General features: G+C 67.2%; 24 protein-coding genes. 8 read left to right on the forward strand and 16 right to left on the reverse strand.

Annotated features, from left to right (window positions below; all coding sequences use genetic code 11):
• The 6 genes from RMO40_RS08710 to RMO40_RS08735 all read right to left on the reverse strand — a co-directional run.
• Positions 1–494: hypothetical protein (locus tag RMO40_RS08710; RefSeq protein WP_309719171.1), on the reverse strand; the 494-nt coding region annotated here is incomplete at its 3' end.
• Between the two features lie 14 nt (positions 495–508).
• Positions 509–1393, reverse strand: coding sequence for a hypothetical protein (locus RMO40_RS08715; protein ID WP_309719174.1), 885 nt, complete (start codon positions 1391–1393; stop codon positions 509–511).
• 188 nt (positions 1394–1581) lie between these two features.
• Positions 1582–1965, reverse strand: a complete 384-nt coding sequence (locus RMO40_RS08720; protein ID WP_309719177.1) for a DUF1801 domain-containing protein — start codon at positions 1963–1965, stop codon at positions 1582–1584.
• A 9-nt stretch (positions 1966–1974) separates the two neighbouring features.
• Positions 1975–2382, reverse strand: a complete 408-nt coding sequence (locus tag RMO40_RS08725) for a VOC family protein (RefSeq protein WP_309719180.1) — start codon at positions 2380–2382, stop codon at positions 1975–1977.
• Complete coding sequence (locus tag RMO40_RS08730; protein ID WP_309719182.1) at positions 2382–2912, reverse strand: helix-turn-helix domain-containing protein; 531 nt, start codon at positions 2910–2912, stop codon at positions 2382–2384. Before RMO40_RS08730 ends, RMO40_RS08725 begins: the two co-directional genes overlap by 1 nt.
• Positions 2913–2973: 61 nt before the next feature.
• Complete coding sequence (locus RMO40_RS08735) at positions 2974–5823, reverse strand: hypothetical protein (RefSeq protein WP_309719184.1); 2850 nt, start codon at positions 5821–5823, stop codon at positions 2974–2976.
• Between the two features lie 229 nt (positions 5824–6052).
• Here RMO40_RS08735 and RMO40_RS08740 point away from each other — a divergent pair, with 229 nt between their 5' ends.
• Positions 6053–8641 (forward strand): winged helix-turn-helix domain-containing protein, encoded by a 2589-nt coding sequence (locus RMO40_RS08740; protein WP_309719187.1) that lies wholly within the window; start codon positions 6053–6055, stop codon positions 8639–8641.
• Between the two features lie 7 nt (positions 8642–8648).
• Here RMO40_RS08740 and cadR read toward each other — a convergent pair whose 3' ends face one another.
• Positions 8649–9131 (reverse strand): Cd(II)/Pb(II)-responsive transcriptional regulator, encoded by a 483-nt coding sequence (cadR, locus tag RMO40_RS08745; protein ID WP_309719190.1) that lies wholly within the window; start codon positions 9129–9131, stop codon positions 8649–8651.
• Positions 9132–9230: 99 nt separating this feature from the next.
• On the opposite strand from cadR, the gene RMO40_RS08750 reads away from it, so the two are divergent.
• Positions 9231–9863 carry a cation efflux transmembrane domain-containing protein gene (locus tag RMO40_RS08750; protein ID WP_309719193.1) on the forward strand — a complete coding sequence of 211 codons (633 nt, stop codon included), beginning with the start codon at positions 9231–9233 and terminating at the stop codon, positions 9861–9863.
• Between the two features lie 429 nt (positions 9864–10292).
• Positions 10293–10757, forward strand: a complete 465-nt coding sequence (locus tag RMO40_RS08755) for a helix-turn-helix domain-containing protein (RefSeq protein WP_309719196.1) — start codon at positions 10293–10295, stop codon at positions 10755–10757.
• A gap of 31 nt (positions 10758–10788) precedes the next feature.
• Here RMO40_RS08755 and RMO40_RS08760 read toward each other — a convergent pair whose 3' ends face one another.
• Positions 10789–12195 (reverse strand): NAD(P)-binding protein, encoded by a 1407-nt coding sequence (locus RMO40_RS08760; RefSeq protein ID WP_309719198.1) that lies wholly within the window; start codon positions 12193–12195, stop codon positions 10789–10791.
• Between the two features lie 105 nt (positions 12196–12300).
• On the opposite strand from RMO40_RS08760, the gene RMO40_RS08765 reads away from it, so the two are divergent.
• Positions 12301–13233, forward strand: coding sequence for a polysaccharide deacetylase family protein (locus tag RMO40_RS08765; protein WP_309719201.1), 933 nt, complete (start codon positions 12301–12303; stop codon positions 13231–13233).
• A 39-nt stretch (positions 13234–13272) separates the two neighbouring features.
• Here the strand turns inward: RMO40_RS08765 and RMO40_RS08770 are convergent, their stop codons facing one another.
• Positions 13273–14151 carry a nucleotide-binding protein gene (locus RMO40_RS08770; protein ID WP_309719203.1) on the reverse strand — a complete coding sequence of 293 codons (879 nt, stop codon included), beginning with the start codon at positions 14149–14151 and terminating at the stop codon, positions 13273–13275.
• Between the two features lie 154 nt (positions 14152–14305).
• Between RMO40_RS08770 and RMO40_RS08775 the strand changes: the two genes are divergently transcribed.
• Entirely contained in the window at positions 14306–15541 is a 1236-nt protein-coding gene (locus tag RMO40_RS08775) for an MFS transporter (RefSeq protein ID WP_309719206.1), read from the forward strand.
• Here the strand turns inward: RMO40_RS08775 and RMO40_RS08780 are convergent.
• From RMO40_RS08780 to RMO40_RS08795, 4 genes are all read right to left on the reverse strand, one after another.
• On the reverse strand, positions 15528–17063 hold the full coding sequence (locus tag RMO40_RS08780) for a methyl-accepting chemotaxis protein (RefSeq protein WP_309719209.1): 1536 nt from the start codon (positions 17061–17063) through the stop codon (positions 15528–15530). The two genes, RMO40_RS08775 and RMO40_RS08780, sit on opposite strands and share 14 nt — an antisense overlap.
• Positions 17064–17166: 103 nt before the next feature.
• Complete coding sequence (locus RMO40_RS08785) at positions 17167–18066, reverse strand: EamA family transporter (protein ID WP_309719212.1); 900 nt, start codon at positions 18064–18066, stop codon at positions 17167–17169.
• Positions 18063–18569, reverse strand: a complete 507-nt coding sequence (locus tag RMO40_RS08790) for a methylated-DNA--[protein]-cysteine S-methyltransferase (protein WP_309719215.1) — start codon at positions 18567–18569, stop codon at positions 18063–18065. The genes RMO40_RS08785 and RMO40_RS08790 overlap by 4 nt, the downstream gene beginning before the upstream one ends.
• Positions 18570–18706: 137 nt before the next feature.
• Positions 18707–20185 carry an Ada metal-binding domain-containing protein gene (locus tag RMO40_RS08795; RefSeq protein ID WP_309719217.1) on the reverse strand — a complete coding sequence of 493 codons (1479 nt, stop codon included), beginning with the start codon at positions 20183–20185 and terminating at the stop codon, positions 18707–18709.
• A 119-nt stretch (positions 20186–20304) separates the two neighbouring features.
• Between RMO40_RS08795 and RMO40_RS08800 the strand changes: the two genes are divergently transcribed.
• The 3 genes from RMO40_RS08800 to RMO40_RS08810 all read left to right on the forward strand — a co-directional run bounded on the left by RMO40_RS08800 (position 20305) and on the right by RMO40_RS08810 (position 24043).
• Positions 20305–21696, forward strand: coding sequence for a phosphomannomutase/phosphoglucomutase (locus RMO40_RS08800; protein WP_309719220.1), 1392 nt, complete (start codon positions 20305–20307; stop codon positions 21694–21696).
• An 86-nt stretch (positions 21697–21782) separates the two neighbouring features.
• A complete protein-coding gene (gene waaC / locus RMO40_RS08805) occupies positions 21783–22754 on the forward strand; it encodes a lipopolysaccharide heptosyltransferase I (RefSeq protein ID WP_309719223.1) in 972 nt (323 codons plus the stop codon).
• Between the two features lie 77 nt (positions 22755–22831).
• Positions 22832–24043, forward strand: coding sequence for a glycosyltransferase N-terminal domain-containing protein (locus tag RMO40_RS08810; RefSeq protein WP_309719307.1), 1212 nt, complete (start codon positions 22832–22834; stop codon positions 24041–24043).
• A gap of 43 nt (positions 24044–24086) precedes the next feature.
• Here RMO40_RS08810 and RMO40_RS08815 read toward each other — a convergent pair whose 3' ends face one another.
• Genes RMO40_RS08815 through RMO40_RS08825 form a run of 3 tightly spaced genes read right to left on the reverse strand, consistent with a single transcriptional unit; the run spans position 24087 to position 26470 of the window.
• Positions 24087–25436 carry a TolC family outer membrane protein gene (locus RMO40_RS08815; protein ID WP_309719227.1) on the reverse strand — a complete coding sequence of 450 codons (1350 nt, stop codon included), beginning with the start codon at positions 25434–25436 and terminating at the stop codon, positions 24087–24089.
• A gap of 30 nt (positions 25437–25466) precedes the next feature.
• Complete coding sequence (locus tag RMO40_RS08820) at positions 25467–25808, reverse strand: rhodanese-like domain-containing protein (protein WP_489660132.1); 342 nt, start codon at positions 25806–25808, stop codon at positions 25467–25469.
• Entirely contained in the window at positions 25805–26470 is a 666-nt protein-coding gene (locus RMO40_RS08825; RefSeq protein WP_309719233.1) for a methyltransferase domain-containing protein, read from the reverse strand. Before RMO40_RS08825 ends, RMO40_RS08820 begins: the two co-directional genes overlap by 4 nt.
• Positions 26471–26487 lie beyond the last annotated feature (17 nt).

Raw genomic sequence — 26487 nt, forward strand, 5'->3', positions numbered from 1 at the left:
GTCTTGTCGCCGTGGGCGCGGTAGTACTTCTCTTGCAGCACGCCGTTCTTGTCGATGAACTGCGCCTTCAGGGCCACCATGCTGAAGATCTTCAGGCCGACCTGCCAGGTGTAGGCGCGGGTGAGGCTGGTCTTGATGGTGATGCCCTGGGCGGGCGGGGCCGTGCTGGTGGTTTCATCGACCGCGAAACCGTAGCTCTTGAGGTTGACGAGGCCATCAGACGCCCATCGGCTTGCGTCACCGCTCAGCAGCGGGCCGCCGATCGAGACCCCCAGGGTTTCCTTGTTCTGGCGTGCGTCTTCGGTCGGCACCACATGAACCGGGCAGGTGCCGGTCAGCGCCGCCGGCGCCGGCACTTCGCGAGCGCTCCAGTCGTACTTCATTTCCACCGGGGCGGGGCCGGCAGCGGGCGCTGCGGCCTGAGCGTGGGCGAACAGGGGCAAGCCCAGGAGCGCAGCGCCGATCATCTTCGACAAGGTGTTGATTTTTTTCATGGTGGTGTTCCTCCTCACAGGCCGGCGGCGGCGGCGGTGGTGTTGGTGATCTTGGGCAAGGAGTAGAGCTTCTTGTCGGCCCCGAACACGAGGGTGCGCGTGGCTGTTTCACCCAGCGGCTGGCCCTTGATCTCGCCTTGCGACGCGCCGGTGTTGAAGGTGTAGGTCTTGAACTCTTCAGGCTTGGCCGAGGGTGCATCGGCGAGCTTGATGTCGAGCAGGATCAGGCGAACCATCTCGGCCATCGACTCACGCAGGGTGTTGCGAAAGAGTGCTGCGTTCTGCGCCCCCCATTTCACGATCGAGTCCTTGCCGCCCGTCCCGACGGGCTGCGACTGGTAGTACAGCACCCCGCGTTGCACCGGCTTGTTTTCCACACCGCCCTTGACCCAGATGCTCACCACCGCCTCGGCGTCGAGGCTGCGGAAGTCCATGGTCAGGAAGTAGCGCGGGTAGATGATCAGCAGGGCCTGGCCAGCGGGCAGCGTTTCACGCAGCTGCGTGAGTTGGGCGTCGGTGAGCGCAAGCGGCGTGGTGTCGACCTTGGCCACCTTGATGGGGTAGCCGGCCAGATCACGCCGGATCGTCTCGTTGAGCTCCTTGCGGTAGTCCACGTCTTCGATCGACGCGTAGAAGGGCCCGAGCACTTGCTGTGACTCCTTGACGCGCTTGTTCGTGATCGAGCTGTCGATCATGGCGCCGATCAGGCCGCCGCCGGTGGCCACGCTCACGTTGGACGGCTGCACCGCGGCGATCACCTCGTCTTGAACCACGACCACGTGGGCCTTGAGTTCGGTGATCTTGGAGCGTTGTTCCGGGGGCATGCTGACCCGCATGGGCGCTGCGCAGGCGCCAAGCAACAGTGTGACGGACACGAGCGCGATGGTTCGCAGAAACAAGATGGATCCTCCCGATGGTTGATTTACTTTGGTATGAGAAATCGCTGCCCCTCAGCGGCAGCGGCGCAAGGGTATCCCGGGTCACCGGCCCGGCTCAATCAGAAAGAGCACGGGTGTGTGAAACAGGCCACACCGAGCGCCTTGGCAGCCACGGGGCGGCGCGTGCCCGTGCGCCGACACCGTGTCGGCTAGGGCTTGTTTGCCGCAGCCGCGGCACGAAAGAGGGCCGTGAGCGCCTTCTTGTCGAGCTTGTCGCCTTCATGGAAGTCGATGGCGCGCCTCACCTTGCCTTCGAGGCTGGAGTTGAAGAGGCCCGACGGGTCGGTCAGCGAGGCGCCCTTGGGGAAGGTCATCTTCACCACCTTCTTGTAGGTCTCGCCGGTGCAGACGATCCCGTGATGCGACCACACTGGAACCGCCCACTTCCACTCTTCGACCACACCGGGAACCGCCGCCTGGATCAGCTCACGCAGCTGAGAGAGCCTCTCGCCGCGCCAGTCGGCGAGGCCTGCGATCTTCTCGTCGATCAGGGCAGAGGCAGACTCGGTGCTCATGGGTGCTTGTTTCGTCATGTGGCTTCCTCAGCGACCTGACTCGATCATCTTCCAGCCGTTGCCCGACGGGTCACGAAAGCCAGCGTCGACGTTGCCGTAGCGGTCGGTCGGCTCCTGCGTGAACTCGACCCCGCGCGCGAGCATCTGCTCGTAGGCCATGCGGCAGTTGTCCACACTCAACACCAGCGGCGGCATCGCACCCTTGGCCACGATCGCGCGCAGGGCTTGCGCCGTGGCCGCGTCGAGCACCGGCGGGCCGGGGGTGAACAGGCCGAGCTGGAACGAGGGCTGGTCCGGGTGTTGCACCGTGAGCCAGCGGTAGTCACCGTTGCGCACCTCCGTGTGGACACGAAATCCGAGCTTCTCGACATAGAAGTTGAGCGCTTCGTCTTGATCGCGCACGTACAAACCAACCACTTGAACACCTTGGGTCATCACAGCTCCTTTTTGCCAGAGCCGTTTATACCGGCAGCCTCGCGGCGCCGCTTCTCCGAAACTGCGGTCGTGAGATCGGGCCGGTGGGCCGCGCTGACGATGCAGGCCGGCACGCGGCCCAACTCGTGCGGGCTGCCCCGCGCGAGCAAGCGCACCGAGCCCGGGTTGTCGCCGGTGATGTCGCGGAAGGTGCGCCCGAAGGTGCCGAGGCTTTCCCAGCCGGTCTGGAAGGCGATCTCGGTGATGGGCAGGTCGGTGTCGCGCAACAGCGCCTTGGCCCGCTCGATGCGGCGCGTGAGCAGGTAGCGGTGCGGCGGGGTGCCGAAGGCCTGCTTGAACGAACGCGCGAAGTGGGCTTCGGAAACACCGCTCACGCCGGCCAGCCGCTGCACCGGCCAGGCCTCGTGCGAGGCGGCGTCCATGCGATCTTTGGCGCGCAGCAGGCGGCGCAGCAAGTCGGGGTCTTGGCTCGCGCGGGCTGGGTGCTGCGTGGGGGATGCCGCAGCGGGGCGGGCTTTGGAAGTGGGCATCGATGCTCCCGTAGGAGCCCGATTTTCAGCCAACTTCCCGGCCCGCCCCCAACGCCCCTCCTCAGGATTCGAACGCGATGCGTGAGCCCGAGCCCGGCGGCGCGCAGGTGTAGGTCACTTCCTGGCCTGGCACGCTGGCGAGTGCGCGCACGGCCGCATCGCTGCGCTGGCTGCCGTCGGATGCGACGAATGCGTTTGCCGAGGGGTTGAAGACGAGGCCACGCGACACACCACCTTCGACCACACGCGCCACCAGGCTGCACTCGGTGGTCACGCCGCCCAGTTCCTTCGAGGTGAAAGGCGTTTGTGCACGTTGCAGCAGCAGGTTGATGCGGCCCGACACAGCGGCGGCGTTGGTGGCGGTCAGCGTGACCTGCTGGCCCACGACGGGTGCGAGGTCGCTGTCGAAGGCCATCATGAAGTCGACCACGTCGCGCCGTGTGCCGTCGGGGTTGACGAGCGGGAAGCCCACCGTGAGCTGCGGGTCGAACACCTTGGCCGTGAAGAAGCGGAACAGCGTGTCGACCGCGCCGTCGTGCACGAAGCCGAAACCGCGCACCTGGTTGCCCACGAAGCCGGTGTCGGGCGCGCGGAAGAAGTCGACCTTGGGCGAGCCGAACATGCCGACCTTCTGGTACATGTTGCGCAGCTGCGGGATCTTCACGATCTGTGTGATGCCCTCGAAGCTGGAGCGACCGCCGGTGCCGAAGAAGCCCGCCGCCGGGTCGAGGCGGTGGCAGCCTTCGCAGGTGAAGGCCGTCTGCCCCGGAATCAGGCCGCCGAGTGGGCCGACGTCGATGCCGTCGGAGGGGCGCGAGCCGGTGTAGAAGTTGTGGCCGCGCTGTTGTGATGCCGTGAGCGAGTTGTCGAGCTTGCGGATCGGGTTGGGCGGCAGCATCACCGGCATCTGGAAGTTGGCAAACGTCTGCATCTCGGCTTCGCTCAAGGGTGCGGTGCCGCCGAGCAGGCCTTCGAAAGCCACGGCAAAGTTCTTGAACGACAGGTTGCTGTCGGTGCCGCTGTTGCCGAAGATGCCGGTCGCGCGGTCGCCGCGCCAGTGCATGGCGCCGGAGTTGCGCATGCCGCGCAGCGTCTGTGTGGTCATCGGCCCCTTCATCGGGTGGAACTCGTTGGCGTTGTCGCTGCCGTTGACGGGCGAGGTCACGCCGAACAGCAGCTTGCCGAGCGCAACTTCCAGCGTCGACGACAGGTTCTTGGTGATCGGGTTGTGGGTGACCCGGTCGTCCGGGTTGCCGAGGTCCCAGGCCAGGTCGTCCATGTCGCCGAAGGTGTGGCAGCTGGCGCACGAGGCTTCGCCGTTGGCCGAGAAGCGGCGTGCGTCATACAAGAAGGGCCGACCCGCGGTGACCGATGCGGGCTCGGGGTTTTTCATCGCCACCGACACCAGCGTGGCGCGCGAGGCCAGGTCAACCACCTTCACCGCGTTGTCGAAACGTGTGGTGACGTACAGCCGGCCGCGTGCTTCGTCGAGCACCAGGCCGCTTGGACCACCACCGCCCACTTCGATGTAGCGGCTGCTGGCGGTGCGCGGGTTGAAGCTGTCGCTTTCGAGCTCGGCGGTGTCGAACACGCCGATGCGGCTGGAGCTGAAGGCTGCGACATAAAGCGTGCGGCCGTCGCCGGTGACGGCCATCTCGAGCGGCATGGCCAGCGAGTGCTGCTTCATCGTCCAGTCGAAGCTCGGGTTGCTCGGCAGCTTGCTGTAGTCGATGTGCTTGTTGAGGTGGCGCGGCGACACGGTCGAACCCGAGATCACCGTGATGCGCGTTTGCGCCAGCTTGCCCTGCACCGTGTGGCCGGCGTAGGTGCCCGGGCCTTCGAAGCGGGCTTCGTTGATGGCCTCGGTGTTCGACACATACACCTTGCCGCTGACCGGGTTGACGGCCATGTTGAACAGCACCGTGCCCACACCGCTGTGCGCCGCCGTCTGCGAGAGCGTGTTGGCGTTGACGGCGAACACGTCCTGGTCGGGCAGGCGGAACTGCACCGCGTTGTTCCAGTTGCGGCGCAACTCGTCTTCCCACTTGCCGGTGGCCTTGTTGAACTTGACGATCAAGCCCACCTCGGGCGCCTTCTTGCCCTCGAAGTTGGTCTTGGGGCCGGGGTTGCCGCCCGGCATGATCTTGCCGTTCTGCCCGATGCAGGGCAGCCACGAGACGAAGCCCTGGCACACCAGCGGCTGCAGCACGGTGGTGGTCTGGTTGCCCGACTTGAACGCCGCCACATAGACGGTGCTGCGGTCCGGGCTCACCGCCAGCGCACGCGGCGTGTCGCTGAAAAAGCTCATGATGCGCTGCGGCAGGCCGCCGAAGGCAGTGCCCAGGTTGTTGGTGTTGAACACCCACACATCGGCGCGGCCGATGCTGGGCGTGGTGAGTTGCGGGTCACCGGCACCGGGCACGCCGGAGAGTGACGGGTCGGTGCGGTGTTGGCCGCGGTGGGCGGTGGTGATGAAGGCGCGCTCGGGGTTGCCGGCGAAGACGATGTCGCGCGGCTCGTCGCCCACCAGCAGCGTGCGCACCACGCGCGGCGTGCCGCTCAGGTCGACCACGCTCACGCTGTCGGAGAGGTGGTTCACCACCCACACCTCGTTGCCGTTGCGCGCGGCCACGGCCACTGGCTCCAGGCCGACCGGCACACGCGCCACCAGCTGCGGCGCGGCGCCGGTGATGTTGAACACGTCGAGCGTGTTGTTGGGCGTGTTGGCGACGAAGAGCCGGCTGCGGTCGGGCGACATCGCCATTGGCCGCACCGGGCCGCTCTCGAACTGCGCGAAAGAGGGCGCCTGGGCCGCAGCCGGCGCCGACAACAGGGCCGTGACCAGGCCCAGCAGGGGCAGCAGCAGGCGGGCCAGGGGCCTGCGACGGTCGGGCATCGGAAGCTCGTGCATGGTGTCTCCTTTTCTCTTTGTGGGTGTGCGGCCGGCAGTCGTTTCAAGAAGACGGTACCGGCTCGCGAAGGGCATCGTAGGAAGCACATTCGCGTGGCGCCCCCTCCGCAGGGAGGGGGCGGTGGAGTACCAACACGGGCCTGCAGCTACACTCGCGCGCCTTCCGGGGGAACCACCCCACCCAGCGCTTGCTGGCCTAGGGTTCACCCTCCCCGAGAAGCCGCCCGCGATGTCCGACACGACGACCGAGCCACCGCTGCTTGCGCCTTCCAGCGTTTCGCGCCCCGCCTTGATGGCGCGGCTCGACGCTGCCTCCAAGCTGCGCTTGGTGGTGGTGGCGGCGCCCGCCGGCTCGGGCAAGACGACGCTGCTCACCCAGTGGTTTCGGCGCAGCCGGCAGCGGCGCGTGGCAGCGTGGTTGACGCTCGATGGGCCGCTGGCCGGGCCCGATGCGCTGGCGACCCGCCTGCTGGCCAGCCTGAGTGCAGCTGACGCTGCGCCACCTGCCGCGCCGGTGCAGGCGCTGCCAACCTTGTTGGCGCAGCGCAGTGGCGACCTGCTGATCGTGGTGGACGACGTGCACTGGGCGCAAGACAGCGCCTGCATGCGCCTGCTCGATGCGCTGCTGGTCGCCTCGGCCCCGGGGGTGCACTGGGTGCTGGCCGGGCGCTGCCTGCCGGCGCTGAACCTGCCGGCGTGGCGGCTGCGCGATCAGCTGGAGGCGCTCGACGGCGGCGACCTGGCTTTCGACGCAGGCCAGGTGCTGCAGCTCGGCCGTAAGCTGATGGACGCGACGCTGAGCCGCGCCCAGGCCGAGCGGCTGGTCGAAGCAACGCAGGGCTGGACAGCGGGCGTGAAGCTCGGCCTGCTCGCGGCCGCGGCGCGACCGAAAGAGCTCGACGCCGCACTCGCCGATTTCGACGGCGGCCACGTCGACATGGCCGCTTACCTCGAACGCGAAGTGCTGAGCGAACAAGATGCGCCACTGCAAAACTTCCTGGTCTCGACCGGCCTAGTCGATGCAATGACCGGCGAGCTGTGTGACGCGCTGCTCGGCCGCGAAGGCTCGCAGGCCGTGCTCGAAAAGCTCGAACGTGGCCAGTTGTTCGTCATCGCGGAAGACAGCCACGGGCTTGCGTTCCGCTACCACCCGCTGTTCCATGGTTTCCTGCGCAGCCGCCTCGCCGCCGACCCGGCGCGCCAGCGCGCGCTGCACGAACGCGCCAGCCGCTGGTACGCCGGGCAACTGCGTTTTGCCGAAGCGCTGGCCCATGCCTTCAAGTCGGGCGAAGTGGATTGGTGTGCCGAGCTGGTCGAGCGGGCCGCGTTGCGCTGGCAACAGTCGGGCGACATCGCCGAGGTGGTGCGGTGGTGCGAGCGGCTGCCGCCCGAGCAGATGCTGGCCCGGCCTGCGCTGGGCGTGGCTTACACCACCTGCCTGACCTTGTGTCGCCGTTTCGACCAGGCCCACGCCATGCTGCGGCGGCTGTCCGAGGGCGGCACGGCCTCGGGCTTCCACTTGCGCACGCTGCAGCAAATCTTGCAAGCCCTGAGCGGCGAGTACGAGGCGCTCAACGACGAGCCGCCCGCCGCAGACGAAACCGATGGTGATGCGCAACTGCGCGGCCTCTACCTCGTCAACCGCGCCTACGCGATGTTCTGCGCCCACCGCTTCGATGCAGCGTGGCGCCTGGCCATGCGCGCGCGCGAAATCCTGCAGCCCATCAGCCCCTACGGCGAGGGTTATGCCAGCAGCGTGCTCGCCTTGGTGGAGCGCGCCAAGGGCGACTTCGGCTCGGCCTCGCGCCGCGTCGAGCAACTGTGGGCCGGCCTGCGCAACGGCCCACGCAATGCAGCCTGGGCCAATGGCGCGACCGCACTCGCGGTGCTGCGCTACGAAACCAACCGCCTGGCCGAAGCGCGCGCCTTGTGCGAAGAGCTGCTGCCGGTGGTCGAGGCCGGCGGCACCTACGAGACGCTGACGGCCGCCACCCGCACGCTCGCACGGGTGCGCGCTGCCGAGCGCGAGCCCGAGGCCGCCATGCGGCTGCTCGACTACCTGCACGGCATTCTGGAAGGCAGCCACGAGCGGCGCTTTGCGGCGCAAGTGTGTTTCGACAAGGTGCGGTTGTGGCTCGCGATGGGCGAGCCGGCGCGGGCGCGCGACGTGGCGGCGGAGTTTGGTCTGGTCGATGCCTGCGAGTGGCAGGCGCCACGCCCTTACGACGAAGCCTGGGAACGCCGCGGCATGACCCGGGCCGCGCTGCTTTCGCATGAACAACGCCATGCCGAAGCGCTCGACATCCTGCAGGTGTTGCGCGCCAGCGCCGAGGCTGCGGGCCACGTGCTGCGCCTGCATGCCGTCGAAGCGGCTCTGGCCAGCAGCCTGTGGGAAACGGGCGCGCGCGACGAGGCCTTGCAGTGCCTGCACCAGTCGCTGATGCGCGCGCGTGGCCACGCGCCGTCACGCAGCTGGTTCGACGACAACCCGCGCTTTCACCAGGTGCTGATCGCTGCGCTGGAGGTGCCGCAGATGCGCCGCCTGATGCCCGAGCGTGTGTTGCGCGTGTTCGGCGCCGCACTCGGCCGCGCCGAGGCCCGCCAGAGCGCACCCGCGCACGCGGTCGACGCGCTGACCGCGCGCGAGCTGGAAGTGCTGGTGCTGCTGGCCCAGGGCCTTTCCAATCAACAGATCAGCGCGCGAGCGCAGATCTCGATGACCACGGTGAAGTGGCATGTGAAGAACATCTTCGCCAAGCTGGGCGTGGGCACGCGGGTGGGCGCGCTGGTGCGCGCGCGGGAGCTCAAGCTGGTTTAGCGCGGGCTCATTCGCGGGGCGAAGCTCGCCCCACGAGACGGCGGCTTTTGTGAACCCCGGGCACATGCGCGTTTGCAGGTTTGCCGCCCGTCGGCAGAGCCGACTGCGTGAGGCCCTTCAAGATGCCGCAGTGGGCTGTATCGGCCGCCCCGCCGCATTGCTCACGCAATGACTTGAGCTGCTTCTGCAACTGCTTCAACTCGCCGATGCGCGTCGCCACATGGCCGATGTGTTCGTCGAGCAAGGTGTTGACCTCGCCACACTCCGCCTGAGGGTCGTCCTTGAAACGCAGCAGCACGCGGATCTCGTCCAGGGTCATGTCGAGTGAGCGGCAATGCCGCACGAACGCCAGTCGGTCGACGTGCTCGGCCCCGTAGATGCGGTAGTTGCCTTCACTGCGCGGCGCCTGCGGCAGCAGGCCTTCGCGTTCGTAGTAGCGGATCGTCTCGACCTGCGTCTGCGCCGCCACGCCCAACTCGCCGATCTTCATGGTCTCGCCCCGTCTCTTTGAACACAACATCAGCATATCCGCTTGACTCTGGAGTGGCTACAGGGTTTCCAATGCGTCATCTTCACCCGAAAGCCCGTCATGAGCGACTCCTGCTGCAGCCACGGCTGCGCCCCTCCGCCCACCAGCCAGGGCCCGCGCTACCGTCGCGTGCTGTGGGCGGCACTGATCATCAATGCGGCCATGTTCGCCATCGAGCTGGCCGGTGGCCTGAGCGCGGGGTCGGTCTCGCTGCTCGCCGATGCCGTCGACTTTTTCGGCGACGCGGCCAACTACGGCATCTCGCTGGTGGTGCTGGGCATGGCGCTCACGTGGCGATCGCGCGCCGCGCTCTTCAAGGGCCTGACCATGGGCGCCTTCGGTGTCTTCGTGCTCGGCCGGGCCGCGTGGTCGGCCAGCGCCGGCACCGTGCCCGAGCCGGTGACGATGGGTGCGATCGGCGCGCTCGCGCTGCTGGCCAACGTGTCGGTCGCCGCAATGCTCTACGCCTTTCGCGAAGGCGACGCCAACATGCGCTCGGTGTGGCTGTGCACCCGCAACGACGCCATCGGCAACCTCGCGGTGATGGCGGCGGCGCTGGGCGTCTTCGGCACCGGCAGCGCCTGGCCCGACCTCGCAGTGGCGGCCGTCATGGGCATCCTGGCGCTGACCGCCGCGCGCTCCGTCATCCGGCAGGCGCGGGCCGAACTGCGGCCGGTGCCGGCACACGCTTGACCCCCCTCGACGTTGGATCACTTGACCCTCAAGCCACTTGAGGTCTTACCGTGTCGGTGTGGGCGTTGTGCCCAGGCATCGAAGTGACCCGACATGAAACCTTGGAAAGCAGCTTTGGGGGTGGGGGCCGCCTGCGCCGTGTGTTGTGCAGTGCCGCTTGTGGGCGGCGCCGTTGCGCTGGCTGCGGGGTCGACCGCAATCGCCGCTGTCGGCGCCACGCTGCTGGCCTGTGCCGACGAGCTCCTGCCATTGGCTGGCGTGTTGCTGGCGCTGGCGGTGGCTGGCGGCGCGTGGGTTTGGTGGCGTCGGCGTGCCGCTCGCAACGCACAGGCAACTGCCGGATGCGGCGCAGTGTGCGAAGTGCCCAAGAAGGTGTGCGGCTGTGGGCCGGTTGCTCCTTCCGTGTGAACAGGCCCTAACATCTTGGCGATGAACGCATCGAGTCTTTTCATCGGGGCCGCCGTGGCGAAACAAACCGGTTGCACTGTGCCCACCATTCGGTACTACGAAGAAATCGGGCTGCTGCCGCCAGCGGCCCGAACCGGATCGGGCCAGCGCCACTACGGCCAGGCGGCCCTGCGGCGCCTCATGTTCATTCGCCGCTGCCGCGACTTCGGGTTCTCCATCGATCAGGTGCGAGAGCTGGTCGGCCTCGTCGACGAACCCGACAGGCCGTGCATCGAGGTTCGTGAGATTGCGGCCCTGCACCTGGTCGAGGTTCGCCGCAAGCTTGAGCAGCTTCGGGAGCTGGAGGCCAGCCTCGTTGGCTTCGTCGGCAGCTGCGACACGGCCTGCGCTGGAGGCGCGGCCGTCGACTGCGCCATCCTGGAAGACTTGTCTCTGCCTGCGCAGAAATCTCGCCAAGCCAAGGCAACGGGTTGCTGCGCGGGCTGAGCCCGCCACGTCGCCGCGTCTTACGCTCGCCCTAGCCCGCCGTCAATCTGGGAAAGTTGGCCATCGCGGCCTTGGCCTGCTCTTTGAGGCGGGCCAGGATGGCCTGCTTCTCGGTGTCTTCCGGGGCGATGCCGGTCATCAGCTTGCCGTAGCCGTCGAGCCGGCTGTCACGAATCCACTGGCGCAGTGTCTTATCTTGCGACCACTGGAACTGGTTCATCATGCTGGCCATCATCGAGCGCGGGTAGTCCTGCAAGGTGTTGGGGAAGGGGACCGGGTTGCACAGGCGGGTCTTCTCGTTGTCGTCTGTGTAGTGCGCTTCCACATAGGCGATGAGCGCCGAGCTGAAGGTGGGCAAGGGCAGGCGCATCAACTGCAGCACGATCTTGTCGCCTTGGAAGATCGGCTGCGTGGGCCTTGGCTCGACGGCCGAGGCGGTGCAGTCGATGAAAAGCGTGTCGGCCGCGACAGGCACACGACCCTGCTCAAGCTGCATGTGATCGAGCGCCAGGCGCTGCACTCGGCCCAGGCGTACCAGGTCGCGAATGCGCTGCATCACCTGGACCTCGCCCGGTGACACGGTGGCCAGGTGAAACATCGTGGGCGTGTGGTCGGGGTAGATACGCAGCACCGACCCAAAGGCTTCCAGACGCTGGAACAGATCGTCGATCGACGTGGCCTTGGCGAAGGCTTCCATCTGGTCGGCCTGGCCGCCGATGGACTCTTTGAAGAACTCCGGGCCGGGCTGCGTGGTGAGGCGGTTCACCAGCCACGAGTCGCGCGGCATCACCCATTGCACGCTGTCGGGGTGGGCGCCGGCGTTGATCAGCCAGACAGCCGCGTCCATCGCCGTCTTGCCCGCACCGACGATGACAAAGCGGCGCGGCAGCCCGCCTTCGCGCTGGCCGTGCCACAGCGCAGGCAAGGCGTTGGGCGGCACCAGCCGCACGCCGGCGTCCACCTGAAAGCGCGGTGTGTGGGTGGAAGGCACGTTGGGGCTGAAGTAGGTGGCGTCGACCAGCTTCTTGCGCACCTGCACCTGGGTGCGCTCGCCCGACAGGATCGACTCGAACAGGCCGTCGCCCAGGTGGTTACACATCGGGTGGTAGCTGACACGCCCGCTCGGCAGCAGCTTCTGGTTCATCACCCGCTCGAAGTAGCTGTTGATCTCGGGGCCCGAGGCCAGCTCGTACAAGCCTTTGTTGAGGCCGATGGTGTCGGTTCGTCGGCTGCCGAGCTCCATCGAGTTGACGCCGTAGAACGACGACGGTTGGTGCAGCGTGACGAAGGGGTAGGCGTTGTTCCAGTGGCCGCCGGGTTTGCCGTGGCGGTCAACGAGGGTGATGTGGGCATCGGTCTCGTCGAGCAGCGTGTCGGTGAAGGCCAGGCCCGAGGCGCCGCTGCCGATGACGAGGTAGTCGGTTTCGATGTGGTTCACGTCGGGCCCTGCATGGTGGTCGTGGCGCATGATGCCCGAGCACACGAGGCATGTGTCTTGCTGAGTTCAGGTGGCTGCACGGCATTTGCCGCGCTGGAGCAAACCATGCGTCTCGACAAACTCGCCACCGCGGGCCCGCTGCCCACCCACGGCCGCTTCGGCTACCGGCCCATCACGCGCCGCATGCCTTATCGCTGGCCGGGTGGTGCGGGCCTGGCCGTCTACCTGGGTTTCAACATCGAGCACTTCGCATTTGGCGAGGGGCTCGGTGCGGGCATCGGGCCCACGTCGCCGCAGCCCGACGTGCTGAACTACAGCTGGCGTGAGTACGGCAACCGTGTCGGCGCCTGGCGCTGCCTGGAGTTGTTTGATCAGCTCGGCCTGCCCACGTCGGCGCTCATCAACACCTCTTTGTATGAACACTGCCCCGAGTTGGTGGCGGCCTTTGTGGCGCGAGGTGACGAGCTGGTCGGCCATGGCCACAGCAACACCGAGCGGCAGGGTGGGCTGCCTGAAGCGGCCGAGCGTGAGCTGCTGGCGATGTGCCGCAGCCGCATGCAGGCCGAGAGTGGTGTGGCGCCAGATGGTTGGTTGTCACCGTGGATCTCGGAGAGCCGGCTCACGCCCGACCTGTTGGCCGAGACCGGCTACCGATACACGATGAACTGGTGCCACGACGACCAGCCGATGTGCATGCGTACCCGCAGCGGCCAGCGTCTGTGGTCGGTGCCGTACCCGCAGGAGCTGAATGACATCCCGATGATCGTGGGCCGCCAGATGGACGCAAAGGACTTTGCGCAAATGGTGATCGACAACTTTGACGAGATGCTGCTACAGGCGCGGGCCCAGCCGCTGGTGATGGGCATTGCCTTGCACCCTTACCTGGTGGGCCAACCCTACCGCCTGCGCCATCTGCGGCGCGCGCTCGAGCACATCACACTTGAACGCAAGCGTGGTGGTGTCTGGTTCACCACGCCCGGCGCGATCTGTCGCCATGTGGACGGTCTCGCCGATCAACACCCCGAGGCGTTTGAATGAGAACCCCAGCCATGGCGTGAGCCTCGCGCCGCGCCAGCTTCAGCGTTGCAAGAAGCGCGACACACCCCAGGACTCGAGCAGGCTGCCCACGCGGTCGAACATGCTGGGGCGGGCGGCCACCGGTGCCAGCGTGGGCGCTCCACTCGGACGTTTGGGAGTGGCACTCTTCCCGTACACCAGCAAGGACGCCTGTGCCGGCTTGAGGCTGTCGGCGCGCGAGCCGTGGGGTGCGGGCGAGGCGGCGGCGGGCTTCACCTTGACGGCAGCCGGTGCCGGCCGCAGCACTGGGCTCAGCCAGTTGAGGATCGGCTTCCACTGCAGCATGTCGGCTTCGACCTTGGCGGGCGGCATGTCGAACAAGGTCAGGCCCTGCTCGACACAACGCACATACCCTTGCGTTTCGCGCAGCACGCCGATGAAAGGCAGCTTCTGCTTGTCGGCCCATTGCTTGAGCACTTCATCGGCCTTGGTGCGGGCGTCGAGCCGCATGCCCACGGCCGCCACCTGGCAGCGCCCACTGGCCACGCGTGGCAGCGTCAGCAGCTCGGCATAACAGTCGGCGGCCGACTCGCGGTCAAACACCGAGTTGCACACCGGCATCAAGATGACATCGGCAAACATCACCACGCGGGCGAGGTCGAAGCCGCGCAGCCCGCCGGGGGTGTCGAGGATCACGTGCGTCACGCCGGTCGGTGCACGCAAGACGCTGCGCGGGTCGACCGTCCAGCCGACGATGGGCGCGGGGGTAGTGATGGCTTGTGTGGCACGAAGCCGCAGCCAGGCTTGGGTCGATTGCTGTTTGTCGACATCGCCCAGCATCACCGGAATGCCGCTGTGCGCGCAGTGAGCTGCGAGGTGTGTGGCCAGCGTGCTCTTGCCGCTTCCACCTTTGCGATTGACGACTGCTACAACGGGCATGACGACGGGAGTCCCTGGGGGGGCGCCGTCGGCACACGCCGAGGGCTGCTCATTACATCATCAAATGGAGGGCCGTCCCATAGGCTGCAGCCCGCGTAGCCGCCAACTCTTGCCGCGTTCAAGCTCCAAGTCATTGACCCGCCACACACTGCCGATGCCCCACACCGTCGACTCCCGTTACGCCTGGATGCGCTTGATGGTCACGCTCGCGCTGATGACCATCGGCAGTGGCGGCATGTACATCGTGTCGGTGGTCTTGCCCTCGGTGCAGGCCGAGTTTGGCGTGGCGCGGGCCGACGCCTCCTTGCCGTACACCGCCATGATGATTGGCTTCGGTGTGGGCGGCATCCTGATGGGCCGGCTGGCCGATCGTTTTGGCGTGATGGTGCCGGTGCTCATTGGCGCGGTCGGGTTGGGCACGGGGTTTGTGGCGGCGGGGTCAGCGAGCAACATCTGGTGGTTCAGCGTCGCCCATGGGGTGCTGATCGGCTTGCTGGGCAGCTCGGCCACGTTTGCGCCGCTGGTGGCCGACACCTCGCTGTGGTTCGAGCGGAGGCGCGGCATTGCGGTGGCGGTGTGCGCCAGCGGCAACTATCTGGCGGGGGCGATCTGGCCGCCCATCACGCAGCACTTCATCGAGGCCGTGGGCTGGCGACACACCTACTTCGGCATCGGCGCGTTTTGCGTGATCAGCCTGCCGCTGCTGGCCTTGATGATGCGGCCGCGCCCGCCGCGCCCGGTGGTGGCGCCGGTGGCTTCCGGCGCGCCGGTGCTGCTGGCGCGGCCTTTCGGTTTTTCGATCGGCCAGGCCCAGGCGTTGTTGTGCGTGGCAGGGGTGGCCTGCTGCGTGGCGATGTCGATGCCGCAGGTGCACATCGTGGCCTATTGCGGCGATCTGGGTTACGGTGCGGCGCGAGGTGCCGAGATGCTGTCGCTGATGCTGGCCTGCGGCATCGTCAGCCGGCTCGTGTCGGGTGTGATCTGCGACCGCATCGGCGGCTTGCGCACGCTGCTGCTCGGCTCGGTGCTGCAAGGGGTGGCGCTGCTGCTCTTCATCCCCTTCGACGGGCTGGTGTCGCTGTACCTGATCTCGGCACTGTTCGGCCTGTTCCAGGGCGGCATCGTGCCGGCTTACGCCATCATCGTGCGCGAGCACTTCCCGCCGGCCGAGGCCGGGGCGCGTGTGGGCACGGTGTTGATGTTCACGCTGCTCGGCATGGCGCTGGGTGGCTGGATGTCGGGCAAGGTGTTCGACCTGACGGGCTCCTACGACGCCGCGTTCCTCAATGGCGTGGCATGGAACGCACTCAACCTCGGCATCACCTTGATGTTGTGGCGGCGTGTGCGGCGTCAGGCGGTGCGAGCGAAAAACACCGTCACGCCAGCCTGAACACCGCCACCGTTTGCGCCAGGCTCGCGGCCTGGTGCTTGAGGCTTTCGGCAGCAGCGGCCGACTCTTCCACCAGCGCGGCGTTTTGCTGCGTCACCTGATCGAGCTGCGCCACGGCGTCGCCGATCTGGCCGATGCCCTGGCTTTGTTCGATGCTCGCGCTGCTGATCTCGCCGATCAGGTCGGTCACGCGCTTCACGTGCGAGACGATGTCGTCCATGGTCTTGCCGGCGTCGGTCACCAGGCGTGAGCCGTTCTCCACCTTCTCGACACTTTCGCCGATCAGATTTTTGATCTCCTTGGCGGCCTGCGCGCTGCGCTGGGCCAGCGTGCGCACCTCGCCGGCCACCACCGCAAAGCCGCGGCCTTGTTCACCGGCGCGAGCGGCTTCCACCGCGGCATTGAGCGCGAGGATGTTGGTCTGGAAGGCAATGCCGTCGATCACACCGATGATGTCGCTGATCTTGCGCGAGCTGGCGCTGATGTCTTCCATGGTGGTGATCACCTGGCCGACCACCACGCCACCCTGGGTGGCGGCGGCGGTGGCGCTGCCGGCGAGTTGCGTCGCCTGGCGCGCGGTGTCGGCGCTTTGTTTTACGGTGGAAGTGATCTCTTCCATCGACGCTGCCGTTTGCTGCAGGTTGCTGGCCTGCTCTTCGGTGCGCTGGCTCAGGTCGGCGTTGCCGGTGGCGATCTCGGCCGAGCCGGTGGCGATGGAGTCGGCGCTGTTGCGCACCTGGCCGACCAGGCTCACCAGGCTTTCATTCATGCGTTTGAGCGCGGCCAGCAGCTGGCCGGTTTCGTCTTTGCTGGTGACCTCGATGTGGGAGCTCAGGTCACCCGAGGCCACGGTTTCGGCCACCTTGACCGCCTGCGCGATGCCGCGCACGATGGTGCTGACCAGCATCCAGGCGAACAGGGCCGCACCCGCCACGACGACGATCGAGATGACGATGTTGCGCCAGAGCACGGTTTCATAGTCGGCCTGGGCCTGCACGTAGGTGGTTTCGGCCACCTTCAGCTGCACCTCGGTGAGCGCGTTGAGAACGTCGGCCAGCGGGTCGATCGCCGGGTACATGTCGCGTGCTGTGAATGCGCGCAGGGCTTCGATGTCGTTCTTGCTCAGCAGCGCTTGCAGCTGCAGGGCTGCGGCGTCGGCCACCTTCATGGTTGTCACGATCTTGGCCACCAGGGCCTTCTCTTCGTCGACCAGCTCGGTCGCGAGGTAGGCCTGCCAGCTCTTGTCGATCGCGATGCGCGCCTGGGCCAGGGTCTTGAGTCCGTCTTCGGGCTTCATCGCGCCGTCGCGTGTCTTGTGGGCGGTGTCGACCATGCCGATGAAGTAGCCGTCGGCCACTTCTTTGAGCTGCTTGAGCGGTACCACGCGGTCGTTGTAGACCGATCCGAGCACCGCATTGCTGGCGTGCAGGCGGTGCACCGTGCTGTAAGACGAGACGATCAGCAGCACCAACAGTGCGGCGACGAGCCCGAGCAAACGGGTTTTGATACTGAGGTTGTTCATGGCTGGTTTGAGCAGTGAGCAGGTTGTCGGGACGCCCAGCTCGCTGGCTGGTACACCGGACTATCGACTCATGTGCTACCGCGCTAAACCCCAATGAGGAGGCTCAACGCCTTTCATTTTGTTCAATTTTACCGATTTGGTGCAATCGCAGCAGGCCTGTCGCCAAACTGGTGCCCAACAAGATGACGCCACAACCCAGCACCATCACGGCGCTCACCTGCTCGTCCAGGAAGATGCCACCCCAGACCACCGCAAACACCGGAATCAAAAAGGTGACCGAGATGGCATTGGCCGGCCCCACGTGGGCGATGAGGCGGAAGTAAAGCAGGTAGGCCAGCCCGGTGCACGCGACCGCCAGCACCAACGCAAAGAGCCAGCCCTGGGCCGTGGGCATGGCCTGCGGCCACCAGTGCCATGCCGGCACGGCGAGGAACAGCGCCGCCGACAGCTGGCTGCCAGCGGCCACCGCCATCGGCGGCACGCCGGTGAGGTGGCGCTTGGTGAAGCTGGCTGAAAAACCGTAGAGCACGGCCGCGCCCAGGCAGGCGAGCACCGCCCAGCCGCTGCCGCCTGGCTTGAATGCGGCTTGGTCCCACACCAGCCACAGCACGCCGGCAAAACCGATCACCAGGCCGGCGATGCGTGACGGGGTGAGCCTGTCTTTCAACCACAGCCACGCGATGACCGCGCCGAACAAGGGCGAGGCGGCGTTGAACACCGCCGACAGGCCCGCGTTGATCGACAAGGCTGCATAGCTGAAGCACAGGAAGGGCAACGCCGAGTTGGTGATGCCCACCACGAAGATGGTCCGCCAGTGTTTGCGCAGTGCACCCAGCTGCCCTTGCAAGGCGAGGAGGGGCAGCAAGAAGGCCGCGGCGCCGAGCACCCGCACGAAGGACAAGGCCACCGGGCCGAACTCGGCCGCGCCGAGCCGCATGAAGAGGAACGACGCGCCCCACAGTGCGGCCAGCGTGACCAGCTCCAGCAGGTCGGCACGCTTCACAAGGCGCCTTCCAGCGCGAGCAGGGCGCGCTTGCGTTCCAGCCCTCCCGCATAGCCGGTGAGGCTGCCGTTGGCGCCGACCACTCGGTGGCAGGGCACGATCACGCTGACGGGATTGCGGCCCACGGCGGCGCCCACGGCACGCACGGCTTGTGGCAAGCCGATGTTGCGTGCCACGGTGGCATAACTTTGTGTGGCACCGACGTCGATCGCGCACAGCGCGCGCCACACCGATTGCTGGAAGGGGGTGCCGTGCAGATCGAGCGGCAGGTCGAAGTGGGGGCGGCTCCCGGCAAAGTATTCGTTGATCTGAGCGGCGGCGCGTCGCAGCAGCGGGTCGTCGGCTGCTTCGGGCGCGTTCAGCTCTGCCGGGTGCCACTTCTGCGCCTCGAACCACGCGCCGGCGAGGCCGACCTCGGTGCGGGCGAGCAGGATTGGGCCGAGGGGCGAGCTGAAGTGAGCCTGCGCGGTGCAGCGCCGGGCGATGGATTGGGTGGGTGTCATGGGGGTGCTCTTTCTTGACATGCGTTCGACGCGCTCCGTTCGTCCTGAGCCTGTCGAAGGGTGCGCCGTGCACTGCGCTGGCTTCGACAGGCTCAGCCCGAACGGACATGGGGGGAGAGGTTGAAGTCTGTTGTCCATCAGGAAGTCAAGGTGTTCCACAGCCGCAGCACGGCATACGCGCGCCAGGGCCGCCAGCGGTCGATCAGCGCGTCGGCCTCGCGCTGGGTGCTCACGCCGAAAAGCGGCTTCATCGCGTTGAGCACGGCCACGTCTTTGGGCGGGAAGGCGTCGGGCCAGCCCAGCGCCCGCATCGCGATGTAGTGCGCCGTCCAGGGGCCGATGCCGGGCAGGGCGCACAGCGTTTCGATCAGCGCTTCAGGCGTGTGCTGCGATTGCAGTTGGCGTGAGATGTGAGGCCAGGCCTGCGCCAGCGCCACGATGGCGCCGGCGCGCGAGCGAATGATGCCCAGCTCGGCGATCTGCTCGACGGGCGTCTCGCTGATGAGGGATGGCGCGGGAAACGTGCGCTCGATCTCCGGCCACGCTGTGGCCAGCGCCTCGCCGAACCGGTCGACAAAGCGCCGCGCCAGCGTACGCGCACCCGCCACCGTGACCTGCTGGCCGAGTACGGCGCGCACCACCATCTCGAAGGCGTCGACACAGCCTGGCAGGCGCAGCCCGGGTGCACCGGGCAGGTTGGCCAGGCTGCTGTCGATGGCGTCGGGCGAGGCGTCGAGGTCAAGCCAACGGCGTGCGGCCGCCACCACCCGCGCGCTGTGTGGCGCGAGCGAGGCCGCAAAGCGCAGCCGCACATGCGGCGGGCGGGTGTCGGTCTCGGGCATGAACTCGGCCTCCAGCCAGCCGGCCGATGCCGCCACCACGCCGGCGCGCAGGCTGCGGCGAATGCGCAGGCCCTCGACCTGCTCCACCCCCGGGATCGCCCGCTGGCCCAGGAAGCACAACATCGCCGCGGTGTCGTAGGGCGCGCGGTAGCCCAGGCTCACGCTGAGGGTTTCATCGTCGGGCGGATTTTCATCGCCCACCTCGTCGCGCAGGCGGCTCGGGCTCATGCGGTAGTTCTCGACAAACGCGGCGTTGAAACGGCGCAGGCTGCGGTAGCCGCTGGCCAGCGCCACTTGAGCGACTGGCAGTCGGGTGTCGGTCAACAGCTGCTTGGCGAGCAGCAGGCGGCGGGTCTGCAGGTATTGAAGCGGTGTGACGCCGTGTTCGGTGGCGAAGATGCGGCGCAGGTGGCGGTCGCTCACGCCCAGGTGATCGGCCAGCCCAGTCATCGAGAGCGCTTCTTCGTCGCTGAGCCGGTGGTCGAGCCACTGCGCGGCCTGGCGTGCCAGCGTGCGCGACGCGTCCATCACCGACCAGGCCAGCCCTGGCCCGGGCGCGACTTCGGGGCGGCACTTCATGCAGGGGCGAAAGGCCTCGGCTTCGGCCTGGGCCGGGGTGCTGAAGAAGCGGCAGTTCTCGCGCTTGGGTGTGCGCACGCGGCAGACCGGGCGGCAGTAGATGTGGGTGGATGTCACGCCCACGAAGATGCGTCCGTCAAAGCGGGCATCGCGGGCCTTGAAGACCTGGTAGGCGGCGTCGGGTTCGAGTGTCATGCGCCCCATTATGGGCAGCGGCGCCAGCGAGACTCGCCGTTTTCGGACACGTCCCAGGCTGTCACTTGGAGCGAATTTTGCGTCTCTACAATGCGCCCCACCCTCAGGAGACCCCCAGCATGCAAGTCACCGCGTCCAACTTCAAGGCTTATGACATTCGCGGCATCGTCGGCACGACCATCGATGAAGCGTTTGCCGAGCACCTCGGGCGGGCCTTTGGCAGCGCCGCCCGCATCGCGGGCGAGAAGGCCGTGGCGGTGGGGCGTGACGGGCGTGTGTCGGGGCCCAGCCTGGTGAAGGCGCTGATCAAGGGCCTCAAGTACGCGGGGCTCGACGTGGTCGATCTCGGTGCCGTGACCACGCCGATGCTGTATTACGTGGCCGCCACACGTGGCAAGTACCGCTGCAACAGCGGCATCCAGGTGACGGGCAGCCACAACCCGAAGGATTACAACGGCTTCAAGATGGTGCTCGCCGGCCGCGCGATCTATGGCGAAGAAATCCAGGCTTTGCGCCGCCGCATGGAAAACGAAGACTATCTGCACGGCGTGGGCCGCTCGGCCCAGATGGACATCGGGGCCGAGTACAGACACCGCATCGTCAGCGACTGCAAGCTTGTGCGCCCGATGAAGATCGTGGTCGACTCGGGCAACGGCATTCCCGGCGCGTCGGCCCCCGGCATCCTGCGCGCGCTGGGTTGTGACGTGACCGAGCTCTACTCCGAGGTCGACGGCGATTTCCCCAACCACCACCCCGACCCGAGCAAGCCAGAAAACCTGGCCGACCTGATTCGCACCGTGCAAAGCACCGACGCGGACATCGGCCTCGCGTTCGACGGCGACGGCGACCGCCTCGGCGTGGTCACCAAAGACGGCAACATCATCTACCCCGACCGCCAGCTGATGCTGTTTGCCACCGACGTGCTCTCGCGCAACCCCGGCGGCACCATCATCTATGACGTGAAGTGCACCCAGCGCCTGGCGCCCGCGGTTCGCGCCGCCGGTGGCAAGCCGCTGATGTGGCAGACCGGGCACTCGCTGGTCAAGGCCAAGCTGAAGGAAACCGGCGCCACGCTGGCCGGCGAGATGAGCGGCCACATCTTTTTTGCCGAGCGCTGGTATGGCTTTGACGATGCCACCTACACGGCAGCCCGTCTCCTGGAGATTCTTTCCAGGAGCAAGAACCCGAGCCAGGTGCTGAACAACCTGCCCACCAGCTACAACACGCCCGAGCTGAACGTGCCCTGCGCCGAAGGCGAGCCGAAAGAGGTGGTGAAGAAGCTGCTGGAGAATGCCAACTTCCCCGGCGCGCAAGAGATCATCACCATCGACGGCATGCGGGTGGAGTATTCCGATGGTTTCGGCCTGATCCGCGCGTCGAACACCACGCCGGTGCTGGTGCTGCGCTTCGAGGGTCACACGCCTGAAGCGCTCAAGCGCATCGAGCACGACATGATGGCCGCATTGATCGCCGCCAAACCCGACGCTCAGGTGGCAGCTGCGGCCCACTAGGATGACAGCCCCCACATCACTGCGTTCCTGCCCCCGAGGGGGCGCTCAGCCGCCTTGGGGCGGCCCGGCGTCGGCTGAGTGAGTCAGTGCGCGTTCTGATCGTCAAGCTTTCCTCGCTGGGTGACGTGGTGCACGCCATGCCGGTGGTGCAAGACATCCAGAGCGTCTACAGCAACGCGCACATCGACTGGGTGGTGGAGCCGGCCTTCGCGCCGCTGGTGCGGCGTGTGCAAGGCGTCGACGAGGTCATCGAATGTGCCCAGCGCCGCTGGCGCAAGGCGTGGTGGACGTCGGCGGTGCGTGCCGAGTGGCGTGCGTTCCGCCATCGACTGAAAGCGCAGCGTTACGACGCCGTGCTCGACCTGCAGGGCCTCACCAAATCGGCCCTGGTCGCGCGCATGGCCAACGGCCCGAGCTTTGGCCTGGCCAACCAGACCGAGGGCTCGGCGTATGAGCGGCCGGTGCGCTGGCTGCTCGACCAGACGATCGAGATCGAGCCCCACATCCACGCACTCGACCGCTCACGCGAGCTGGCGGCGCGGGCCCTCAACTACCGCGTGGGCGGCTCGCCGCACTTCGGCCTGCAAGCCCACGGCCCACGCACCGCGCAGCGCACGGTGGTGTTCGTGCACGGCAGTTCGCGCGCCGACAAGCTGTGGCCCGAAGAGAGCTGGGTCGATCTCGGCCTGCGCATGATTTCGTCGGGCTACCACGTGGCCTTGCCGCACGCGGGGGCCGAAGAGCTGGCGCGAGCGCGGCACCTGGCGCAGGCGATGGGGCCGCGCGCCGTCGTGTGGCCCGAGATGTCGCTCGACGAGCTGGTCGACCACATCGGCGCGACCCAGGGCGTGATCGGTGTCGACAGCGGCCTGAGCCATATCGCCGTGGCGCTGAACCTGCCGCATGTGCAGCTCTACAACTTCCCGACGGCCTGGCGCACGGGGCCTCAGCTGGCCCATGGGCACCGCCATCAAGTGGCTGTGGAACGCGACCCCACGCCCGAGGTAGACCTGGTCTGGGCCACGTGGCAGGTTGTCCGCAGGGCAGGGCACTCGTGAGCAAGACAGGCTTTGGCCGCTGGTTCGTACGCGACCTCTACTCCGATGTGCTGTGGGTGCTCAAGCCGTTCTATGTGATGCGGCTGTGGTGGCGCGGGCGAGCCGAGCCGCTGTACCGGCACGCCATCGGCGAGCGCCTGGGTCGCTACGACGTGGTGCCGGCGCCAGGCGCCCTGTGGGTGCATGCGGTGTCGCTCGGTGAAACGCGCGCCGCGGCCGCGCTGATCGATGCCCTGCGCAGGCAGCGGCCACACCTGCGCCTGCTGCTGACACACGGCACGGCCACCGGCCGTGAAGCCGGCCAGGCGCTGCTGCGCGAAGGTGATGCCCAGGCCTGGCTGCCCTACGACACACCCGCCGTGGTGCAACGCTTTTTCACGCAGTGCAAGCCGGTGGTGGGTGTGTTGATGGAAACCGAGATCTGGCCCAACCTGATGCACGCCGCGCAGGCCGCAGGTGTGCCCATGGTGCTGGCCAATGCGCGCCTGAGTGTGAAAAGCCACCGCAAGGGCCAACGCCTGGCCGCCTTGATGCATCCGGCCGTGGCATCGTTGCGCCTGGTGCTCGCGCAGACCGAAGACGACGCGGGGCGCCTGCGCGACTCGGGTGCCGGTGAGGTGGTGGTGTGCGGCAACCTCAAGTTCGACATCACACCCGACGAAGCCTTGCTCACGCGCGGCCGGGCCTGGCGGGCGCTGCTCGCGCGGCCGGTGCTACTGGCAGCCGTCACGCGTGAAAGCGAAGAGGCCATGCTGCTGGCGGCCTGGGCCACGCTGCCCGCCGAGGGGCGGCCGCTGCTGCTGATCGTGCCGCGCCACCCGCAGCGTTTTGATGAAGTGGCGGGGCTGGTGCAGTCGGCGGGCCTCTCGCTGGCGCGTCGCAGCCAGTGGGGCGAATCACCCGATGGCGCAGCACACGCGGCCGACGTCTGGCTTGGCGACAGCATGGGCGAGATGCCGCTCTATTACGCCGCGGCCGATGTGGCCCTGCTGGGCGGGAGCTTCGCGCCGCTCGGTGGTCAAAACCTGATCGAGGCCGCCGCCTGCGCCTGCCCGGTGGTGATGGGGCCGCACACCTTCAACTTTGCCGAGGCCGCCGAGCTGTCGCTCGCGGCCGGCGCGTCACTGCGTGTGACCGACATGGCCGACGGTGTGGCGCGCGCGGTGGCGTTGCTCCATCAAGCCGATGAGCGTGAGGCCTGCGCGCGCCGCGCTGTGGCCTTTGCCGAGCAGCACCGCGGCGCGGCCGAGCGCATGGCGCAGCACCTGCTGCCCTGGCTGCCTGCATGAAAAAAGCCCCGCGATGCGGGGCTTTTTGTTGTGCGGCGCAGGCTTATCTGGCCAGCAACGCGTTCAGCGCCGCCAGGTCTTCTGGCCTGAGCTGACCCGAGGCCTGGCGTAGCCGCAGGTTGTTGAGCAGCACGTCGTAGCGGGCCTTGGCCAGCTCACTGCGGGCGTTGAAAAGCTGGGTCTGTGCGTTCAGCACGTCGAGGTTGACCCGCACGCCGACCTTGTAGCCGAGCTGCGTGGCTTCGAGTGCGAGCTGGTTCGACGACTCGGCGGCTTCCAGCGCCTTCACCCGCGCCTGCTGCGATTGCACGCCGAAGAAGGTCTGGCGTGTGGCTTGCGCCACCGAGCGGCGTGCGGCTTCCAGCGTGTTGCGCGACTGATCTTCGAGCGACAGCGTTTCCCTGACTCTGTTTTGCACGGAGAAGCCGGCGAACAGCGGCAGGGTGAGCTGCACCCCGACGTTGCTCGTGTTGATGTTGCCGGTGGCGCCAGGCTGCGGGTTGTTGCCGCTGACGTGGTTGCGCCCCACGCTGCCCGACAAGGCGACGGTCGGCAAATGCCCTGCGCGGGCCTTGCTCGTTTCGAGCTGCGCCACCTCGTAGCCGACCTTGGCCTTGCGCACGTTGGGCGCCGTCTCGGTCTGATCGACCCAGGCATTGACGTCGGCGGGAAGCACCGGCGGCAACACCACCGGCACGGCCAGCGGCTTGGGCTGCACGCCGGTGCGGCCGACCAATTGGTCGAGCGCGATGCGCTTGGTGAGCAGGTCGTTCTCGGCGGCGATCTCCTGGGCGGTGGCCAGGTCGAAACGGGCCTGTGCTTCACGCGTGTCGGTGATGGTGGTCGTGCCGACCTCGAAGTTGCGCTTGGCTGATGCGAGTTGCTCCGAGATGGCTTTCTTGTTGGCTTGTGCGGTGGTCAGCGCGTCTTGTGCGGCGAGCACGTCGAAGTAAGACTGGGCCACGCGCACGATGAGCTCTTGTTCGGCGAGTTCGAGGTCGGCCTTGGCCGACTCGATGCCCAGGTCAGCCTGGGCGATGGTGGCGTCATCGGCCCGGTTGAATAAGGATTGCCTGGCCTCGATGCTGCCGCCGGTGGTGTTGGTTCTCATCTCGCCCACGCTGGTGTCGTTGGTGTTGCGGCTGGCGCCCAGCTTGGCATCGATAACGGGGCGCCTCCGTGCATGCGCCTGATCGGCCCGGTACTGCGCCGAGTCGGCCACCGCACGTGCGGCCAGGTAGGTGGCGTCATACCCGCGCGCCGTGTCATACAGCTCCTGCAGGCTTTGCGCCTGCGCAAACGGCACGGCACCCAGGGCGAGGGCGGCTGCCACGGCGAGGCGGCTGAGGGCAGGCAGGCGGAGGCTGGAAACAGCGATGGAAACAGCGAACATGAAGCGTTCCTTGCGTTGAAGTCTTGTTGTTCAGTAAAGGGGCACAGACGCGTCGACCTCACGGGCCCACGCGTCGATGCCGCCGGCGATGTTGTAAACCTGCTCGTAGCCTTGGCGCTCGAGGAATGCGACGACCTGCAGACTTCGCACCCCGTGGTGACACAAACCGAGGATGGGCTGCGACGCATCGAGCTCCTGCAGGCGTGCCGGAATCTCCTGCATTGGGATGCAAACCAACTGCGTGCCCGGCAGTGAAAGCGACGCGGTCTGCACTTCCCAGGGCTCGCGCACGTCGAGCAGCACGGGCGGTTTGTCACCGACCAGACGGGCCAACAAGGCGTGCACGTCGCTGACCCGAACCTGTTGCATCAGAAGTGAAAGCGCGAAGGCTCGTCGAAACCCGACAGGCGCTGGGCCACGGTATCGAACAGATTGACGCTGCGGAACTCGTTCTCGCCCACGCGGGTGACGAGCACCGCGCACATGACGGGCTCCTGGCCGACGATGGCCGCCAGCCGGCCGCCCACCTTCAGCTCGTTGAGCAGGGCCGAGGGCACGGCGGCCACCGAGCCCGAGAGCAGGATCGCGTCGAACGGGCCGGCGGTGGGCAGGCGCTTGGAGCCATCGCCCTCGACCACGCTGACGTTGGAGATGGCGGCGCGTTTGAGGTTGTGGGAGGCCATGCGAGCGAGCACCGGGTCGATCTCGAGCGTGATCACCTGGCGCGCCTTGTGCGCCAGCAACGCGGCCATGTGGCCCGAGCCGGCGCCGACCTCCAGCACCCGCTCGTGTCGGCGCACGCCCAGCTCTTGCAGCAAACGCGCTTCGACCTTGGGCGCCAGCATGTGCTGGCCGTCTTTGGTGGCGGCGGACAAGGGCACTTCGGTGTCGAAGAACGCCATGCTGCGGTAGGCCGGCGGCACGAAGTCTTCACGCTTGACCACGGCCAGCAAGGACAACACGCCCTGGTCCAGCACGTCCCAGGGGCGGATCTGCTGTTCGATCATGTTGAAGCGGGCTTGCTCGTTGTTCATGAAGAGGTCCTTGCGGT

This window comes from Rhizobacter sp. (genome assembly GCF_031412075.1).
Classification (GTDB): Bacteria; Pseudomonadota; Gammaproteobacteria; order Burkholderiales; family Burkholderiaceae_C; genus Rhizobacter.